Consider the following 18,626-nt stretch of genomic DNA (forward strand, 5'->3'; position numbering starts at 1 on the left):
AAATCTATCTCACACCCACTGAACTCATTTTTACTCCGAATCTATTAATAAGGCAACATTATTTTCAAGTTTATATTCGTCAGCAATAAGATCTTTATTAATTTCATTGCTTAAGGATAGGATTTTATCTAGAACTCTTGCTGCATTTTCTCCTTTTAAGGGAGTAGGTTGATAATTGTTCCGTTCATCGGTTGAGGAAATGCTAGTGGGAATAATCTTAATATCCTTTTTAGCAGTTAATTTATTGTAAGCTAGATGGAATGTTTGTTGAAAAATAAAAGTATCTTTGTCATCAGGATTTCTGTTTCCCCCGAACATAAAATTACCTAGGCTGTAGACGATAAATTTATCTTTGTAGTTTTCAATTCCTTGAACAACATGCGGATGATGACCAAGAACAAGGTCAGCTCCAGTATCGATAGCAAATCTGCCTAATGAGGTTTGCGTGTTGTTAGGAATGTAGTGTCGTTCGTCTCCCCAATGGAAATTTGCAATAATCACTTGAGCTCCGTTTTCCTTAAGAGTATTTATATCTTCCTCTAGCCTTTGTCGAACATCGGCAGAGTCAACCCACCCCTTGTATCCTAACGCTCCTATTTTCACACCATTAATTTCTGCTAAATATAATCGCTGATAGCCAAAAGAGGATACATCATGCTTAGTGAGGTTTTCAATGGTATCGTCATACCCTTTTTGCAGATAATCGTAAGTGTGGTTATTAGCTAAATTAACGGCTTCTATGCTTGAATTTGTAAGTATTTCTGTATAATACTCTTTACCTTTGAAACGGAATTTTTTATCCGCTTTCTGGGAATAATCCGTTAATGTTGTTTCCAAATTCACAATAGTCAAATCATCTTCTTTAAAAATATCTCTTACATTTTCTCCGAAGAAGTCAACTCCTTGATTGTCCATTTCGTGATGAAATGTACCATGGTAGCCAAAATTATCGTCACTCCCAATCGTAACGTCTCCTGCTGCACTGATTGTTACTGCTGTTGGATTTGCTAGTTTATATGAAGGTTTATATAAAGTGATGACAGAAACATTTTTAGCAGCGTGAATTTTTCCTGGTAATGGTATGGTTTCGGATTGAAAAAAACCGAATAGAGAAGCAAAAAATAAAGTGGAAAAAGCTGAAATTTTCAACAATACCAAAATAAACACCCCGCAGAATGTTGATAAAAAAAGTCAGATATTTTATATGTTTATTTATTAAAAGTGTAGAGTATTCTAATTTTAAAAATAAAAGTTTATAACTACTTGTCCTGTAAAAGGAAAAAGGAAATGGTATAGTAATAGGAAGGAAGAATTGTTAACAAGTAATGGTAATTAAGGAGGATAGGGCATGGATCCTTTAGATATTGTAGGAAATCTAGATAAAATAAAACCTGTTTACCAACCGATTGTAAGCGCAATTAGGCACAATATAATCGGATATGAAGTATTAGGCAGATATGACAATGGCGATCAATGGCTAAGTCTAGGTGATTTTTTTCATGATACTGACGTGCCGGATGATTTTAAAGTTGAAGTTGATCAACACTTATTACATATAGCTATTACAGAAATGCTTGAGTTAAATAGGGAAGGTCTCTTATTTATCAATCGAAATGCAAAGCAGTTGCTAGTAAATGATGGAGAAGACTTACTTCAAACACTGATTATGTTTGAAGAAAAGGGATTTGCTATGAACCGGATTGTCATCGAAGTTACAGAACATGACTTTGATGAGGATTTTGAAATCCTTAATCATTTACTTCTTTATTACAAAACGTATGGGGTGCAAATTGCTGTAGATCATGTTGGGGCAAAAAGTTCTAACATTGACAGAATACGGCAGCTCGAACCTCATATTCTTAAGATTGATACAACTATTATTCGTAAAAATAAAACCGAGGGCTTTCAAGATATTATGTATTCACTCTCGTTGCTTGCGCGTCGGATCGGCTCTGCATTACTGTTTGAAAACATTGAAGAAGACTATCAGCTCTACTTTGGTTGGAAGCATGGCGGTCGTTATTATCAAGGGTACTATCTAGCCAGGCCTGAATTCGGCCTTACATCAGAGGATGCACTAGCAGTAAATGTTGGTGAAAAAGTTACGGAGTATATTACGCGTGAAAAAGCATTGATAGAAGAGCGGTTAACCTACCTCTTACACTGGGAACAAAGGGTGAAAGATCTCCTTCCGCGCTTTGACGGAACTAAAAAAGCTGATTCGTTTATCGAGCTTGTTACCAACCAATTTGATGAGGAAAGTTTTCGTATGTACGTTTGTAACAGTGATGGACAGCAAGTCTCTTCCAACTTTCGAAAGCTAGATGATATCTGGGAGATTGAATCAAATAAGAAGGGCTCAAATTGGTCGTTTCGTCCCTATTTCTTAGAGAATATGGTGCAGATGAGAACATGGAGTAGGGGGATTTTATCTGATATTTATTCAGATATTGAAACAAGAGAAATGATTCGTACCTTTAGCTATCCGTTATCTGACCAACATTTTTTGTTTATTGACATACGCTATTCGTTTATTTATGATAATGAATCTTTACTTATTTAGTAGTGCAGTCTAGATGGAGCCATCATCCTTGGGTGATGGTTTTTTTGTAATATATACAAAGCGTGTATATCATAACAAAAGGTTATTTTTTGAAAAGTCTATAAAGTTTTTAATCATGTTGACAAGTGGTGTGAATAGGAGTAAATTCTAGTTTATTAATATATGAAAATATCAAATATTTTTTTAAATGTAAGATACGTGTATCAGATGAACTTATTACAATTGAAAATAAAAAGGATGTAAAGTCATGATGAAAAACCCAATTCTAAAAAAAAACAACTTAAAACCTTCACAAATAATTGTTTCTTTTTATCTTATTGCTGCCATTGTTTCAGTCTGTTTACTTAGTTTACCTATTGCGCTACAACCAGGCGTTAAATGGTCTTTTGTAGATATTGTGTTTACGGCAGTCAGTGCATTAAGCGTGACAGGTTTAACGGTAGTAACGACCGCGGATACATTTAGTACTACCGGAGTATTCTTCCTGTTATTTATCCTGCAGTTTGGTGGAATAGGAATCATGACTCTGGGTACCTTTTTTTGGTTGCTGATAGGGAAAAAGATAGGTATGAAAGAAAGACAGTTAATCATGACTGATCAAAACCAGTCTTACTTATCAGGGTTAGTCAGACTGATGAAACAAATCTTACTGATTATTGTTATAATCGAACTGATAGGAACGCTTGTGTTAGGCACTTATTTTCTTAATTATTTTTCGAGTTGGCAAGAAGCTTATTTTCAAGGTTTATTTGCTTCGGTTAGTGCAACAACAAATGCTGGATTTGATATAACGGGTAGTTCACTTATTCCGTTTGCTAGTGATTACTTCGTTCAATTTGTTACCATAATTTTATTAACATTAGGAGCGATTGGCTTTCCAGTACTTATTGAACTAAAAGATTTTCTAACGAGTAAAAAAAGAAGCTTTAATCATTTTTCCTTATATACAAAATTAACTACTGTAACGTTCTTTGCTTTAATGATTTTTGGAACAATTGTTATTTTATTATTTGAAGCAAATCATTTTTTTGTAGACAAAAGTTGGCATGAATCCTTTTTTTATGCACTCTTTCAATCATCTACAACTAGGAATGGTGGACTAGCTACTATGGATGTGAGTCTATTTTCCGAACCTACGTTATTGGCTTTATGCTTTTTAATGTTTATTGGTGCTTCGCCAAGTTCGGTTGGAGGAGGAATAAGAACAACTACCTTTGCGGTAATCTTACTATTACTGTTCTCATTTGCGAAAGGTCAAAAAAATATTAAGGTATTTAAACGCGAAATACATGAGGATGATATTAGGAAATCAGTTGTTGTTAGTTTCCTTGCCTTTCTAATTTGTTTTGTAGCAATTGTTATTCTGTTAGAAACGGAACAGTTTAGTTTAATGCCAATCATGTTTGAAGTTAGTTCTGCTTTTGGTACAACTGGTTTATCAATGGGAATTACTCCTGAATTAAGCCAAATAGGGAAAATGGTCATTATTGCACTGATGTTTATTGGAAGAATAGGTATTTTATCATTTATATTCTTATTTCATCGAAACCAAACGCAGGTGAAATACCACTATCCAACGGAACGAATTATTGTTGGTTAATAATCTTAAAGAGTGCAATCTTTTAAAAATTTAAGTCTTACTATTCATTATTCGAAATGAATAATACTGTTCATATTCCAAGATGGTAGATTTAATTTAATAAATATTGGTAACATTGTCGAAATTTAGTTGAATTAAATGTTATATTGCTATACTATTAAACTTAATGATACTAAATACCTAGTGAAATTCCATAGGATGTAAAGGCAAATTATTCGAAAGGATATGGCGCAAAGTCGAGGATCTAACGTAAGGGATAAATCCTTTACCATGATAGCCTGGCTACCAAGTATGGATTATTAAAACTTTAATCTAATTGGCTATCCTCATATTTGTGTGGATAGCCTTTTTGTTTTTTATCAGAGTTTGATAGTACGCTAAACCTAAAAAGTTGAAAATGTCTGGGGGAAAACACGTGTTTAAAACAAAAAGATTAAAAATCAAAAAGTTCAAAGATATAACTATTGGTAAGAAATACGGTTTTATTTTAGTTGTTATTTTTGCGTTGTTTGGCCTTTCAACAGTAATTGCAACAATACTAAACATGGATGTAAGGGAAAGTATGGATATCCAGGCAGGAACAGGTGACCAGGTAATTAGTGTTACCGAGATGAACTCATTAACTGACTCTAAGGGCGTGCGTATTGTCACCTATGTACAATCTCCAGAAGAAAATACTATAGATGAATACAAAAGTTATCAAGAGAAGTTTAATCAAATAGTAGCGGAATTAAAGGATGAAATGAATACCTCTGAGCAAGCGAATTTATTTGATCAAATTGTCGCAAATAATAAAGAATTGGATCAACTATTTTTAAAAGAAATCATTCCAACGATGCTCAGTGGTAATCGAGCAATGGGAAATAGTTTAGCTAATGAGGCGAACGAACTTCGAACAGAAACAGGAGAGTTATTAACAAATTTAAAAACGATTGTAAATAAAGAACGACTAAGCGCGGTAACCGCGGCAGAGAATAATCAGCAGCTATCAATTATTGTTTTGATTGCATCGATGATAATATCTATCGTTATAGGTGGCTCACTTGCTTTCATTCTTAGTCGAACAGTTTCGAAGAACCTCAATAAGGTTGTAGCGATAAGTAATCAAATTGCAGAGGGTAATCTTAAAGTCGAAACAATTAATTATGATGGCAAGGATGAAATTGGTCGCATCGCATTTTCTATAAATAAAATGACCACAAATCTAAGAAATATGATTCAACAAGTTTCTGATATATCAGAAACTGTTAAAGGTAAAAGTGAAGAATTGACACAATCATCAAATGAAATAAAGGCAGGTTCAACTCAAATTGCGACGACAATGCAAGAATTGTCATCTGGATCCGAATCACAAGCGAATAATGCAAGTGACCTTGCTTCAGTTATAGAAACATTTTCAGCTCAAATGCAAGAAGCAAATGTGAATGGTGATTACATTTATACCTCGTCAAATGAGGTGCTTGCGATCACAACAGAAGGTATGCAATTGATGGAGTTATCTGCCAAACAAATGGGCGCAATTGACCAAATTGTACAAGCAGCTGTCGAAAAAGTTAAAGGATTAGATACACAATCAAAGGAAATTTCAAAGTTAGTATCTGTGATTAAAGATATCGCTGATCAGACTAACCTATTAGCATTAAATGCAGCGATTGAGGCAGCTCGCGCCGGAGAGCATGGCAAGGGCTTTGCAGTTGTGGCAGATGAAGTGCGAAAACTTGCTGAGCAAGTAAGAGTATCTGTTACGAATATTACTGGTATCGTTGGGGGAATTCAATCGGAATCGACTAGTGTAGTCAAGTCACTTCAAGGTGGATATAAAGAAGTAGAAAAAGGAACGAATCAAATGGAAACGACCAAACAAACATTTACAAAGATTAATACTTCGATGAAGGATATGGTTGCCAATATAGAAACAGTAACAGGTAACTTATCTACGATGTCCGCAAGCAGCCAAGAAATGAGTGCTGCAATCGAGGAAATTGCCTCTGTTTCGGAAGAGTCAGCAGCCGGTGTAGAACAAACCTCAGCTACAGCTCAACAGGCGAATAGTTCAATGGAAGAAGTAGCAAGGAGCTACGAGCAACTCGCCGAATTAGCTGATGAATTAAATGGCCTTGTTCGTCAATTTAAATTATAGCGGCACATTCCGACTATCTAGTAAAAACCTCTATCCTTTAGGATAAGTAGTTCATTTACCGTGGAGAAAACAACAAAACAGATAACTATTAGTGTAATTTTTTGCATTATTTTTAGCACCTCAATTAGCATAAAAAACCCTTTGATAAAATGAAATTTTATCAAAGGGTTTTTTGAGTATATAAATTTTGATTGTGCTTGTAAATAACACCTTACTAACTTCTATTAGTAAGGTGTTAATTTTTGTACTATTGCGATGTTAATAGGGATTTTTTTATCTTTAAATTGTTATAGCAATGAAAAATAGAATACCAATCACCATGCGATTTAGTGTGTTATTTCAATTATTATTCCTGATTTTCTTCATCAAACTGAACTACGTACCTTTTTGAACAGTATTTTTACTGTTAATGTTTAGTGCTTATTATAAGAAAAAGATCAGTAATTGTGATGCAATTGCAACAAATATAAGTGCAAATGGATAAGCAGCTGCATAGGCGATTGCGGGGTCATCTGTATCAATGAGTTGGTTAACAGCACCGAGTCCTGGGGTGCTCGTCATACCACCACAAAGTGCGCCGAAAGAATGCACAATACTAAGCTTGAAGGCTTTTCTAGCAAGAAGAAAGCCGGCAATAATCGGAACAATAGTAATTAATGTTCCACCAAAAACCAACCTTAGACCTTCTGTTTGGACAACATCTACGAGTCCTTGTCCAGCAGTAGTACCAGCCCCAGCTAAGAATAGAACAAGTCCAATATCGCGAATTACTTGATTAGAAGGTTGATAATAACGTGCTTGTATCGGTCCTATTTTACCGAAGTGACCAACGATTAATGCAACAAACAAGGGCCCACCAGCAACACCTAACGATATTGTACCTAATCCGGGTATATGAATTGGCACCATACCAAGTAAAATCCCGAATAATAGAATAATACTTAATGAAAATATGTGAACATTGGTTACTGCCAAAGTCCTTCTAGTAAACAATTTCTCGACTTCATTTAACCGGTCTTCACTACTTACAATCGTCAGAACATCGCCTCTTTCCAATCGGATTTTAGCGTTTTGATTAGACTCAAAACCACCACGTTCGATACGTGTAACTGTTACTCCGTAATTTCTCCTTAAACGTAATTCTTTAATATTTTTTCCGATTATATCTTCTGAATCGATCGTGACCTTACGAAGTTTAATGTGGTCAGTATTTACAAGGTTGGTTTCGACTTCCTTGCCTGCATACTTTCTAAACTTCTCTAAATCGGATCTCATTCCCACGGTAACAAGGTTATCTCCTTTTAAGATTACCGTATCGCTTAAAGCGATGATATTGCGATTGTTCCGAATAACACGGCTAATAACAACTGAATTATTTCTTTGAAACCTTAGTTCTTTTAACGTATGCTTGTTAATTGCAGGGTTTGTTACTTCAATTGTAGTAACTTCTGGAGATTCTTCATTTCTAGCAGGATTATCGGTCTGTTGTAAATCCTTCATCAAATCGACTTTTAGTACTCTAGGCAATAGTTGAACAAATAAGACAACAGCTAAAACACCAAAAGGATACGCAATTCCGTATCCTACTGATGCTATCGGGTCATTAGTAGCTTGAATTGCCGCAGCTAAACCTGGTGTACTAGTTAAAGCGCCAGTCATTAATCCAATACTTAATGCTTCTGACAGATTGAATACTTTAGAAATAATTACTGTAGTGATGGATGCGACAAGAACAACTAATAAACCAATTATTCCAAATATTATTCCGCTCGAACGCATCATTCTAAAAAAACGAGGCCCAGCTTGCAATCCAACAGCCACAATAAATAAGCTTAGACCAAAGTTTTGCACAATCGAAGAAACTTGGTAACCAAAATGTCCAAAAACCATTGCGACAAGGAGCACGCCGGCTGAGCCTAAACTAAGCCCTTTTATTTTGGTTTGACCAAGCCATGATCCAAGAAATAGAATAACGACTAATAATAACAGTGGCTCTTCTAATAAAGCTACTAGTAATTCCACTTTTACTTCCTCCAAATTCGTTTACCGAGTTATCTTTTTAATATCTAAAGTTTATTATATCGCTTTATAATGCAAAAAGGATATAATTGTTAATATTTTCACAAGATTGCCATAGTCAAAGCGTTTACATATCAACATTAGTATACTGGATTAAAAGAATAGAATAATAGCAAGAAAAGGCCCTTGACTTTTCAAGGACCTATTTGAAAACCCATATCGTTTAAATAGTAAAACTAACGTCTCCGTCATCACTAATTTCTACAGTTGAGTAGCTTTCAAACGTATCGAAGTTAGTAATTTCGTGTTTAACTGGTTTTGCAAAGCTTTCCATGTAACGATTATACTTTTCAGGTTGCTTAATAAGATGGTAATAAAATACTCTCTTTCCATCGACTTCATGGCTACCTCTTAATGAAAATCTATTCTGAAATTCACCTTTGAACCATTCTCTAGCCTGTTCATGGTTCTCAAAATCCGGCATCTGATTACTAATTGTTGTAATATCAAAATTGATAAGTATTCACTCCTTTTATTTAAAAGTATGTCCTTCTTTCCGGTGCAAATTCTAATTGGTAGTAATAAAAAAATTTAAAAGATAACAAATAATTTATTTTATTATTAATTGTTAATCAATTTTATACTACCTATTTACTGCCAACAGGGCACAACACAAAAATTGGACCTGATCCTTTTCCAACTATATATTGTCAGGATATGGCTTGATATTGTAATTATAAAATTGACTCGGTAACAGTATAATAATAATTAGCTAGTATAAATAGGAAACTTGAATCAAATAGATGTGATAGATAGTATATAAAGTAGGAGTGTCCAAAATAGTAATACATCCTTGGTGAAAGTGTTGAACAATGTAAATGGAGGTATTTCCCTTGTCAATTGAAATAATTATTCTTGTTGTATTAATTATCCTTAATGCATTTTTTGCCGCTTCTGAAATTGCTCTTGTTTCTCTAAATGATAATAAGGTCAAGAAGAAGGCGGATCATGGCGATAAAAAGGCAAAAATGCTGCTTCATCTTTTATCATCTCCGGGAAGATTTCTAGCTACAATCCAAATTGGAATAACATTAGCTGGGTTTTTAGCTAGTGCGTTTGCTGCTGGTAATTTCGCAGGTCCACTGGCACAAGCATTACATAATTTAGGAATTCCACTCTCGTTAAATATGCTCGAGACAATATCAGTCGTGGCAGTAACCATTATATTGTCATACTTTACTTTGGTAATTGGGGAGCTGGTCCCGAAACAACTTGCTTTACAAAAACCTGAAGCAATTTCAAATTTCGCTGTAATTCCACTTACTTTTTTATTTAAAATTAGTTTACCATTCGTTTTGTTTTTGAACTTTTCAACGAATGCGATAGTTCGATTATTCGGTGTCGATCCTAATGCCGAAAGTGAAGAGGCTACCGAAGAAGAAATAAGAATGATGGTAGATGTAGGTGGGGAGCGGGGTACAATTAATGATAATGAAAAATTAATGATTAACAAAATTTTTGAATTTAATGATAAAACTGTTTCTGATATTATGACACACCGAACCAATATGGTAGCTCTATCTGCTGAAGCAAAATTGCAAGAAGTTGCTCAATTAGTGAATGCGAAAAGATACACTCGATTTCCAGTCTACGAGAAAGATATTGATAAAGTAGTTGGGATTTTGCATTCAAAAGATTTAATTCAATTTGTCCAAAAAAATGAGCAAGAGAGTTTTAACTTAAAAAAAATGCTAAGGAAACCATATTTCGTGTTAGAAACCCAGAGAATAGATGCTATTTTTCAGGATATGAAAAAGAACAATGTTCATATTGGAATTGTGTTAGACGAGTATGGTGGTACTGATGGACTAATTACCATCGAGGATGTGATTGAAGAAATAGTTGGAGAAATATTAAGTGAACACGATTATTCAGGTGTAAAAGATGTAGATATAGAAAAATTAGAATCTAACTCCTATAAGATGTCAGGAACAACTCATCTTCATCATGTAGGGGAGGTACTAGGATTGGATTTACCTAGTGATGATTATGATACTTTAAACGGTTTTCTAGTTGGACAACTTGGCTACATTCCTAAAAGAGAAGAATTACCAATCATTCAATATAAAAATTTAAGATTCGAAGTAGTTAAAATGTCTGAAAAACGAATTGAAGAAGTGAATGTAACGGTGGAGTAATTATTGATACAATAAGATAAAACCAAAGTGGCTGTTTATTGACTATCAATTAAAGCTAGATACTAAAGTCTAACTTTATCGTGCAGTCGTAATAACTTGTGAGGGAGTATGTAATGGGGAAATCGCCGAATAAGAAACAAGTAATAATTATAGGTGCTGCAATTACGTTTCTGTTAGCTTGGGTAATTATTTATTATTTTCAATTTTATCAAGACAACTTGAATGAGAATTTGCCAGTGACAATGGAAATAAAAGACCCAGATATAGACATGGAACAAATAGCTTATCGTTTAATTAATGATTATCTGCAGTCCTTCCAAGCGAGTGATACAAATTCTTGGAACAGAATTACAGAAGTTGGATTCAATGAATTTCAGCTGTTAGCTGGAAATAAACAAGAATTTGCTATGGCAGTCACATTTCAAACAAAACTAGAACGAGGGAAATGGTCTACCCATCATAGCTGGGGAGAAGTGCAGGATGATGGAATGGTGGAAGAGATTCAGTGGACATTAAGGATAAAGAAAATTGATCAACAAACATACTCACTGGATCGCATTGAACCAATAAATGGAACAATTGCCGGTTTAGAACCTGTAGAGGATACTTATCAAAAGCAAGCTGGAATAGACGTTAAAGACGAAGCAATTCGCTACGAAATTGTTGATAACACCTTAAGAATAACCTATAAAAACGGGAAAGATTGGAGCGAGGTTCCGGTTGTTGTTGAGGATTTATTTAATGGTGATTATAGTGGACAAAAAAATAATTTGATTGATAATAGCTTCGTTATCACTCCTCAAAAAACAGCATTTGTTTATCAAACGAATCTAGATCAGCAGGACAACTCGGAGGCTTATCCAGAACTGCGTGTGCTTCTTTCCAGTAATCAAGGTAAAACTTGGGATGAGGTGGTCGTCACAGAACAACGGTCACCTGTTCGGATGAGAATGATAGGATTTACTTCAGAACAGAACGGGTATCTCATTATTACTAGTGACAGGACAATGAGTAGTGAGGCCAACACTATATTTACAACAAATGATGGTGGCATGACTTGGAGAAATGTTGGTTCCGTTGAAGATACTTACCGGTTGGTATTAGATGGGGGATTCATAACAGACAAATTAGGTTTCATTTCGTTTTCACCCATATCAGAGAACGGAGCGCCAAAAGAGCCAACGTTGTATCGTACCGTCGATGGTGGATTCAATTGGGAGGAAGTAAATGTTCCAATACCAACCGAATATAAGGGTATATTTACTGAGGCAGAAGCCCCATCTTTTGATGGCACTCAAGGAACATTGTTAGTGAATCAAGGTCCAAACGGAGACTATCAAGGTGGTAATGTGTTAGCAAGGTATATATCGATTGATGAGGGTGAAACATGGAATTTTGCTAATTTGGTTGATCCGGAGAACGTATTAGACTAAACAAGTAAAAATAACGACTTAAAACTACCCCTCTCGAACATACTAAACGTATGTTCGGGAGGTGATGAAATGAATAATAAAGATTTTGATCAAATATATCAGAACTACAAACAACAGGGCGAAGATCAAGCTCGATTGGAACAGGAGAAGGATGATTCAGACTTAGAACACATCGCTGCGGTTCGAAAAAATGATGATGGTGATATTATTGCTTTCAAAACAACTAGCGGCCGAGAATTAGATTATCTAACTGCCCTTAATGAAGCAAAATCGGGCAAGCTAAGTGATGTCGATGTGTTTCATAGGTATGGCAGAGATATTATTCGCAGTGAACCTGATGGTATTAAAAAGAATAATCTGTCTAATTTAGACACCTTTTAGTTTTTTATTAATAGTAATAGGAGCGCCTGCCTGCAGGAGATATGTGGGCAGGCTTTACTAGTTGTCCAGGTCTAATCTTGTTGTTAGACTTAGTATTTAACGATAAAATACAGAGGACTTAGTTTTAGAAAGGAGCTTTACCATGAATACATATCCAGACGTAACTGAAACAAAACAACTAATTAAAGAACTAGTAACGATACCAAGCCCATCAGGTAACACGAAAAAAGTTATTCAATTTGTGGAATCATACTTGCAGAACTTAAATGTCGAAACGAATCGGAATCGAAAAGGGGGGCTAATTGCTACTCTACCTGGTACGAATCAAGAGGAGCAACGTATGCTTACTGCTCACGTTGATACACTTGGGGCAATCGTAAAAGAAGTAAAATCAAACGGGAGACTTCGCTTAGACTTGATAGGAGGGTTTCGTTATAACTCAATTGAAGGAGAGTATTGCGAAATTCAAACGACAGCTGGTCAGGTGTTAACTGGTACAATCTTGATGCACCAGACTTCTGTTCATGTTTATAAGGATGCAGGTAAGGCCGAACGAAATCAAGAAAATATCGAAGTTCGTATTGACGCAAAGGTAGATAGTGCCGAGGATATCCGGAAACTTGGGATTGAAGTTGGTGATTTTGTCTCGTTTGATCCCCGTGTTGAGATGACTGACAATGGCTTTATCAAATCTCGTCATTTAGATGATAAAGCAAGTGTAGCTATTCTTTTGCAATTAATTAAAAAAATTAAAGAGGAAAACATGACGTTGCCATATACGACTCATTTTCTAATTTCCAATAATGAAGAAATTGGTTATGGAGGTAATTCGAACATTACACCTGAAACAGTCGAGTATTTAGCTGTTGATATGGGAGCGATGGGAGATGGACAAACGACAGACGAATATACTGTATCGATTTGTGCCAAGGATTCTAGTGGTCCATATCACTATGAACTGCGCCAACATTTAGTTGAGCTGGCTAAAACGAATGATATCGGCTATAAGGTAGATATATATCCACACTATGGTTCTGATGCATCAGCGGCTATTCGTGCAGGACATGATATTATCCATGGTCTGATTGGCCCTGGAATTGATTCATCGCACGCATTTGAGCGGACACATGAATCATCTCTAGAGCAGACAGAAAAGTTATTATTTCATTATGTGCAATCTGATTTAGTTTCCTACTGATGAATTTAGATTATGTAACAAAACTGTTGGTGTAAGGCATCGGTGGTTCTGTTATGAAAAAAACGATAAAGGATACCTAGTATCCTTTATCGTCTGTACATATTTTTTATTCCAATCCCTCAATCACAATATCCTTAACAGGTAAGAAGTTTTCGCCAGTGTCTAAATAGGTAGCAGAGACAGTATCATCTTCTTCTAGATAAATGGCTAATGGATCATTCTCAGATGAAATGATATAACTTTGTTTGTTATCCAACAGGAATGATACAATCGTGAAGTTTTCTGCTTTTTCTTTATAAACTCGCAAAACAGTACCTGTGACTTGTTTTTCTTCAGCATTAGAGCTGCCATCCACACTGCTTCCACCCCGTTGTAAAGCGGTCTTATAACTTTTTAATGCTTCATTTGGAGTATCGGCGTAAACGGAAATCTCGGGATTTGCTGCTGAAACAATGAAATAGTTTTTCAGAAAACCATTGGAGTCCATTACAGGAGTTAACCAACTAGCTTCTCCATAAAAATTATATAGAACAGGCATTTCACCCATCCATTCTTTTTCGATAAATTGTTTTTCGATAAATTGTTTTTCGATAATATCCAGTGCACCTTGAGAATCCATGTACGAATCTTCTAGACTTCCGGTATAGAATACAGCTTCTCCAGTCCGAGCGTGTGTGAGGGAGTAACCAAGCATCGAGTCTACTCCTTCTTTTGGACTTGTGAAATCAGTGAAGTAATACATAGCACCATTTTCATCAAATATTGGGCTGACATTTGCTTCTGTACCTTCATCAGAAGGTAATTTCACATCGGATTTAGCAAAAAGGCTATTCCAAAAGCCATGGATATAATTTCCGTAGTAGCTGTTCTGAATACTAACTGCTTCAGGTGATACAGCTCCATCAATAAATTCAGGCGAATTATCAATGTTATATGTTTTTGTGCTACCGTCTTTAGGATCAACAACGACAACACCTTGTACAGTGAATCCATTTCTTGCAGATATAAAGTCACCATATGTTCGAACGTAATAAGGTTTTCCATCATCATTCACTTCTAGCTGAACATCACCGTAAAAGATGTGATTTGGATATTGGATACGAATATGACGTTCAATATTTTTATTGAAGTAAGAAGATGGAGTGTAAACCATTTCCTCCTCAATGAACTTAGGATTGGCTGAAGAATCGGTTGCACTCAAAGTGAAATAACCAGGTGTTTGATCACCATTCCACCATTTGAAAAATCCTGAGAATTCAACTGGAGCAATATAAACATATTCTCCATTTACCTTCTGTATTTGCAGATTTCCAAGTTCAAAGTAGCTAGTATTAGGTACTTGCCCAAATGCCTTTCTCATCTTATTATGAGCAAATTGAGGCGGGACGCTAGCTGGTGTTTTTGTTTCATCAAACGGTTGAATTTCAGTTTTCTCTTCCATCTGAGCATAGTCATATTTCTCGTTTGCATTAAATACGAACGCAGTTAAGAAATAGATTGCGAGAACAAGACTTGCTAAGAATAAGACTGCCTTTACTAATCTTTCTTTACCGGTAGATAAGAAAGCACCAGTTCCAGTGACTAAAATTAAAAATGGCCAAAGGGATGAAATGTTGCGATCTAGATTTGAAAAGTAATAGACGGCAAACACAATAGGGATAATAAGAATCACCAATAGAATCAGTGGCCAGGTAATTTGATTCTTTTTATCTTTCTTTTTGTTTGTTTTCCGACTACTTGAAACTGGGATAATGATAAGTGCAGAAGCTAACCAAACGATAAGTGAAAATAATAGTATGTTACCGATAAAAATTCCTCCTATTCATAACAGAATATTTCTGTCTCTTGTAATACGGTATAGGTTAGTGGAAAGTTTCAGGGAATGATATATATATAAAATTTATATTGACTATTCAGCTATAAATAGATTATATTATATCTAATAATTGAATAGTTCTCCTCAAAGGGGAGTAGCTTTTACAACAAAGTCGTCATTACGGAGATAAATTCTCTCGGCTTTGTTGGCAACGATCGTTGTTAGCAAGACCTTTGCCTATTGGTAAAGGTCTTTTATTGTCTAAAAAAAACCTTTGCCATTTCTGGTAAGGGTTTTTTGTTTGACAAAAAACGATTATCAAACTAGGAAACTTCAATAAATATGTAAAAGAATGGGGTGATGACGATTAAGAAAAGAATCGAAAGAAACTTGTTGCAAACGGATATATAGCAAGTTACTAAACTCGTGAGAAGATACGTAAATTAGAAATAAAGTAACTTTAGAAAAACTTTAAAAATAGAATTTAAAAGGGGAAATAAAGTGGAACTTTCAATTTTATTTGAATATGGTTGGGTGTTACTATTATTAATTGCTCTTGAAGGTTTGCTGGCTGCGGATAATGCCTTAGTATTAGCAATTATGGTTAAGCATCTTCCCGACGAGGAAAGAAAAAAGGCACTCTTTTACGGGCTAGCTGGTGCCTTTGTTTTCCGACTTGGATCATTATTTATTATTTCTTTTCTTGTCGATGTATGGCAAGTCCAAGCAATTGGTGCATTATACCTGTTATTTATCGCGCTTAATCACATTCTGAGGAAGCTCTACTTTAAAGATAAAGTAGAAAAATACGGTAAAAAGGAGAAGAAAAAATCAGGATTTTGGGGAACGGTTTTAAAAGTAGAGTTAGCAGACATTGCATTTGCTGTAGATTCAATATTAGCTGCAGTTGCCCTAGCAATGACATTGCCAAACACAAATCTTCCTGCTATAGGTGGAATGGATGGAGGGAAATTTCTCGTCATATTTGCCGGTGGGTTAATCGGATTGATCATCATGCGGTTTGCCGCTAATTTGTTTGTTAAATTGCTACAAGCAAAGCCGGGACTAGAAATTGCTGCATTTGCTATTGTAGGCTGGGTAGGTGTTAAGCTTGCTGTCTTAACACTCGGACATCCAGACATTGGAATTATCTCCTATCAATTTGCTCATTCGACGGAGTGGAAGTTACTCTTCTATACGATTTTAATTGGTATTGCTGCCGCTGGATGGTTTTTGACGAAAGAAAAGAAGGAAGTAGTATTGAATTCAACTTCAAATTAATAAAGCCCTTAATAACAAACGGTTGATGCTATACATCAACCGTTTGTTATCTATTGTTACAGGATTATTTCAGACTATTTCTAGTTCTCCATTCTCAAACATTGTTTTACTGTCTATACTTTCAACAGGATAAATAAATGTCCAGGGCATACTTGTTTTCGGTTGAACTACTAGTGCTGATGTAGTGAATGTATGCTTTGCCATTACTTGATCATTTTCTTTATATTCTACTTTTGTATTATTAACGAAAAAGGGTTGATCACTGGTATTATTAACGAGCACTGTTACTAATAATTCCCCTTTATAATTTTTTGCTTGCGATAACCTGGTTAATTGAACGGCATTATTGTTGGTGAGCTTTAGCTCTTCAAAAGTTTGTTCAATTCGTTCCCGGTCTTTTTCTGCTATTGCCTTATTCCATGCTTGTTCAAACTGAAGTTTTTGCATTGTTTAGCACCTCGATTCATTCATAGTTTAACATATTCGGATTTTTTAGGTCTATTTGTGATAATTCTAATCATTTTACTTATAAATTTAGTCAATATTATTTTAATGTAAAAACTCTAGACAACCTACAGCACAGTAATCCATTGCAATTCTCTTGTTTATGGTTTATCCTTCAGTATTAGTAATACTATTTGTAGTCAGGAGGGATCGTTTGGATCAATTTAACCAATCCCTTGAATCATTCATGGAAGGTACAGGATGGCTGGCACCCGTTCTTTTTATTCTTTTGCATTTACTTCGGCCATTTTTATTTCTTCCAGTTATTGTAGTTTGTATTGCTGGTGGGGTTTTATTCGGCTTTATCGAAGGTGCGATATTATCATTAATTGGACTCTCTTTGATGAGTTTAGTTTTCTATCAGCTTGTTAATAAATTCCCGAGGTTTCGTACCGGTGTAGCTCGGTTGAAGGAAAAAATGTTTCAAGACCGAACCGTTACTGTTAGTCAAGTGATGATTTTACGTATCATGCCATTTATTCACTTTCACTTACTCTCTCTTTATCTAATGGAGATGGCAAAATCGTTCAGGGAATACATGTATTACTCTGTCCTCGGTCTAATCATGCCTGCTATCATTTACACAGCTTTCGGTCAGGCTATTACTGAATTACCTTGGTATTTAACAGGAGTAATGCTACTTATTTTAGTTATCATATATAGTTATATAGGAAAAGTAAATAAGTCTGGTACAAAGATCAGCTAAATTGAATTAAGCTATCATAAAAAAATAATAGTTAGATATTAGGTTTAAAACCGGATAATCCCCGCTGAGAATTTTTCGGTTATCTGTTATAGTAGAACTAAAAGTAGTGGAGGTATATTATGGCAAAAGATAGTTCATTTGATATTGTTTCAGAAGTTAATTTATCCGAAGTAACAAACGCTGTCACGATGGCGACAAAAGAAATTAAGACTCGTTATGACTTCAAAGGAAGTAAAAGTAAAATTTCGGTTGAAGATGGGGAGCTTGTATTAGTTTCTGATGATGAGTATAAGTTGGAGCAGCTGAAGGACGTCTTAATTGGTAAGCTTATTAAACGTGAAGTTTCAACAAGAAACATTGATTATGGTAAAATTGAAAGTGCATTTGAAGGAACTGTTCGTCAACGAGCAAAATTAATTCAAGGAATCGATAAGGATAATGCTAAAAAAATCAACAAAATTATTAAAGACAGCGGATTTAAGGTGAAGAGTCAGATACAAGATGATCAAGTTCGTGTCACTGGTAAAAAACGTGACGATTTGCAAGGTATCATGGCAGCAATCCGAGAGGCGAACTTGCCAATCGATGTACAATTTATTAATTACAGATAAGTGGAATTTTGCATAAACCTGTCCATATTATGGGCAGGTTTATTTTTTGTTGTGCGCCCGGCATGGGCTATAACTTGGTGGTGAAAGTCCACTACAGGCTTGGCAGTAGGAACTGTTAGCCAATGGCAAGGGTGTCTATCGTGAGATAGAATCTGAAGGAAGCCGGAGGCAAAATC

15 protein-coding genes and 1 riboswitch are annotated in these 18,626 nt (G+C 35.3%); of the genes, 10 read left to right on the top strand and 5 right to left on the bottom strand.

What is annotated here, in order from left to right; genetic code table 11:
* Positions 1-30 precede the first annotated feature (30 nt).
* Positions 31-1,158, bottom strand: a complete 1,128-nt coding sequence (locus LD272_RS20795) for a CapA family protein (protein WP_226038523.1) — start codon at positions 1,156-1,158, stop codon at positions 31-33.
* 190 nt (positions 1,159-1,348) lie between these two features.
* Between LD272_RS20795 and LD272_RS20800 the strand changes: the two genes are divergently transcribed.
* The 3 genes from LD272_RS20800 (at position 1,349) to LD272_RS20810 (ending at position 6,303) form a co-directional block, all read left to right on the top strand.
* Positions 1,349-2,563, top strand: coding sequence for an EAL domain-containing protein (locus LD272_RS20800; RefSeq protein WP_226038524.1), 1,215 nt, complete (start codon positions 1,349-1,351; stop codon positions 2,561-2,563).
* A 250-nt stretch (positions 2,564-2,813) separates the two neighbouring features.
* A complete protein-coding gene (locus LD272_RS20805) occupies positions 2,814-4,163 on the top strand; it encodes a TrkH family potassium uptake protein (protein ID WP_226038536.1) in 1,350 nt (449 codons plus the stop codon).
* Positions 4,164-4,358: 195 nt separating this feature from the next.
* Positions 4,359-4,453: riboswitch (cyclic di-GMP riboswitch) on the top strand.
* A 125-nt stretch (positions 4,454-4,578) separates the two neighbouring features.
* Positions 4,579-6,303 carry a methyl-accepting chemotaxis protein gene (locus LD272_RS20810; RefSeq protein ID WP_369414015.1) on the top strand — a complete coding sequence of 575 codons (1,725 nt, stop codon included), beginning with the start codon at positions 4,579-4,581 and terminating at the stop codon, positions 6,301-6,303.
* 423 nt (positions 6,304-6,726) lie between these two features.
* Here LD272_RS20810 and LD272_RS20815 read toward each other — a convergent pair whose 3' ends face one another.
* Positions 6,727-8,325 (bottom strand): aspartate:alanine exchanger family transporter, encoded by a 1,599-nt coding sequence (locus LD272_RS20815; protein ID WP_226038526.1) that lies wholly within the window; start codon positions 8,323-8,325, stop codon positions 6,727-6,729.
* Positions 8,326-8,545: 220 nt separating this feature from the next.
* Positions 8,546-8,806: a hypothetical protein gene (locus LD272_RS20820; RefSeq protein WP_226038527.1), complete on the bottom strand. Its 261-nt coding sequence runs from the start codon at positions 8,804-8,806 to the stop codon at positions 8,546-8,548.
* Positions 8,807-9,215: 409 nt separating this feature from the next.
* Here LD272_RS20820 and LD272_RS20825 point away from each other — a divergent pair, with 409 nt between their 5' ends.
* The 4 genes from LD272_RS20825 (at position 9,216) to LD272_RS20840 (ending at position 13,532) form a co-directional block, all read left to right on the top strand.
* Positions 9,216-10,520: a hemolysin family protein gene (locus LD272_RS20825; RefSeq protein ID WP_226038528.1), complete on the top strand. Its 1,305-nt coding sequence runs from the start codon at positions 9,216-9,218 to the stop codon at positions 10,518-10,520.
* Positions 10,521-10,633: 113 nt separating this feature from the next.
* Positions 10,634-11,953, top strand: coding sequence for a WD40/YVTN/BNR-like repeat-containing protein (locus tag LD272_RS20830; RefSeq protein WP_226038529.1), 1,320 nt, complete (start codon positions 10,634-10,636; stop codon positions 11,951-11,953).
* A gap of 69 nt (positions 11,954-12,022) precedes the next feature.
* Positions 12,023-12,334, top strand: coding sequence for a DUF3892 domain-containing protein (locus LD272_RS20835; protein WP_226038530.1), 312 nt, complete (start codon positions 12,023-12,025; stop codon positions 12,332-12,334).
* Between the two features lie 142 nt (positions 12,335-12,476).
* Positions 12,477-13,532 carry a M42 family metallopeptidase gene (locus tag LD272_RS20840; RefSeq protein ID WP_226038531.1) on the top strand — a complete coding sequence of 352 codons (1,056 nt, stop codon included), beginning with the start codon at positions 12,477-12,479 and terminating at the stop codon, positions 13,530-13,532.
* Between the two features lie 106 nt (positions 13,533-13,638).
* Here the strand turns inward: LD272_RS20840 and LD272_RS20845 are convergent, their stop codons facing one another.
* Positions 13,639-15,204 (bottom strand): hypothetical protein, encoded by a 1,566-nt coding sequence (locus LD272_RS20845; protein ID WP_439647413.1) that lies wholly within the window; start codon positions 15,202-15,204, stop codon positions 13,639-13,641.
* 645 nt (positions 15,205-15,849) lie between these two features.
* Here LD272_RS20845 and LD272_RS20850 point away from each other — a divergent pair.
* Entirely contained in the window at positions 15,850-16,629 is a 780-nt protein-coding gene (locus LD272_RS20850; protein WP_226038532.1) for a TerC family protein, read from the top strand.
* Between the two features lie 69 nt (positions 16,630-16,698).
* On the opposite strand, the gene LD272_RS20855 is transcribed toward LD272_RS20850, so the two are convergent.
* The gene (locus tag LD272_RS20855) at positions 16,699-17,076 is read right to left on the bottom strand and encodes an SLAP domain-containing protein (RefSeq protein ID WP_226038533.1); all 378 of its coding nucleotides are present in this window, start codon (positions 17,074-17,076) and stop codon (positions 16,699-16,701) included.
* A gap of 211 nt (positions 17,077-17,287) precedes the next feature.
* Between LD272_RS20855 and LD272_RS20860 the strand changes: the two genes are divergently transcribed.
* Positions 17,288-17,839 carry a TVP38/TMEM64 family protein gene (locus LD272_RS20860; protein ID WP_226038534.1) on the top strand — a complete coding sequence of 184 codons (552 nt, stop codon included), beginning with the start codon at positions 17,288-17,290 and terminating at the stop codon, positions 17,837-17,839.
* A 119-nt stretch (positions 17,840-17,958) separates the two neighbouring features.
* Complete coding sequence (locus LD272_RS20865) at positions 17,959-18,450, top strand: YajQ family cyclic di-GMP-binding protein (protein WP_226038535.1); 492 nt, start codon at positions 17,959-17,961, stop codon at positions 18,448-18,450.
* The last annotated feature ends 176 nt before the right edge of the window (positions 18,451-18,626 follow it).

This window comes from Aquibacillus saliphilus, assembly GCF_020404745.1.
Taxonomy (GTDB): domain Bacteria; phylum Bacillota; class Bacilli; order Bacillales; family Amphibacillaceae; genus Aquibacillus; species Aquibacillus saliphilus.

Excerpts from the sequence above, each read along its gene's own strand:
- LD272_RS20800 (WP_226038524.1), top strand. The coding sequence starts at position 1,349 with ATGGATCCTTTAGATATTGTAGGAAATCTAGATAAAATAAAACCTGTT.
- LD272_RS20830 (WP_226038529.1), top strand. The coding sequence starts at position 10,634 with ATGGGGAAATCGCCGAATAAGAAACAAGTAATAATTATAGGTGCTGCA.
- LD272_RS20835 (WP_226038530.1), top strand. The coding sequence starts at position 12,023 with ATGAATAATAAAGATTTTGATCAAATATATCAGAACTACAAACAACAG.
- LD272_RS20820 (WP_226038527.1), bottom strand. The coding sequence starts at position 8,806 with ATGCCGGATTTTGAGAACCATGAACAGGCTAGAGAATGGTTCAAAGGT.
- LD272_RS20855 (WP_226038533.1), bottom strand. The coding sequence starts at position 17,076 with ATGCAAAAACTTCAGTTTGAACAAGCATGGAATAAGGCAATAGCAGAA.
- LD272_RS20840 (WP_226038531.1), top strand. The coding sequence starts at position 12,477 with ATGAATACATATCCAGACGTAACTGAAACAAAACAACTAATTAAAGAA.
- LD272_RS20805 (WP_226038536.1), top strand. The coding sequence starts at position 2,814 with ATGAAAAACCCAATTCTAAAAAAAAACAACTTAAAACCTTCACAAATA.
- LD272_RS20865 (WP_226038535.1), top strand. The coding sequence starts at position 17,959 with ATGGCAAAAGATAGTTCATTTGATATTGTTTCAGAAGTTAATTTATCC.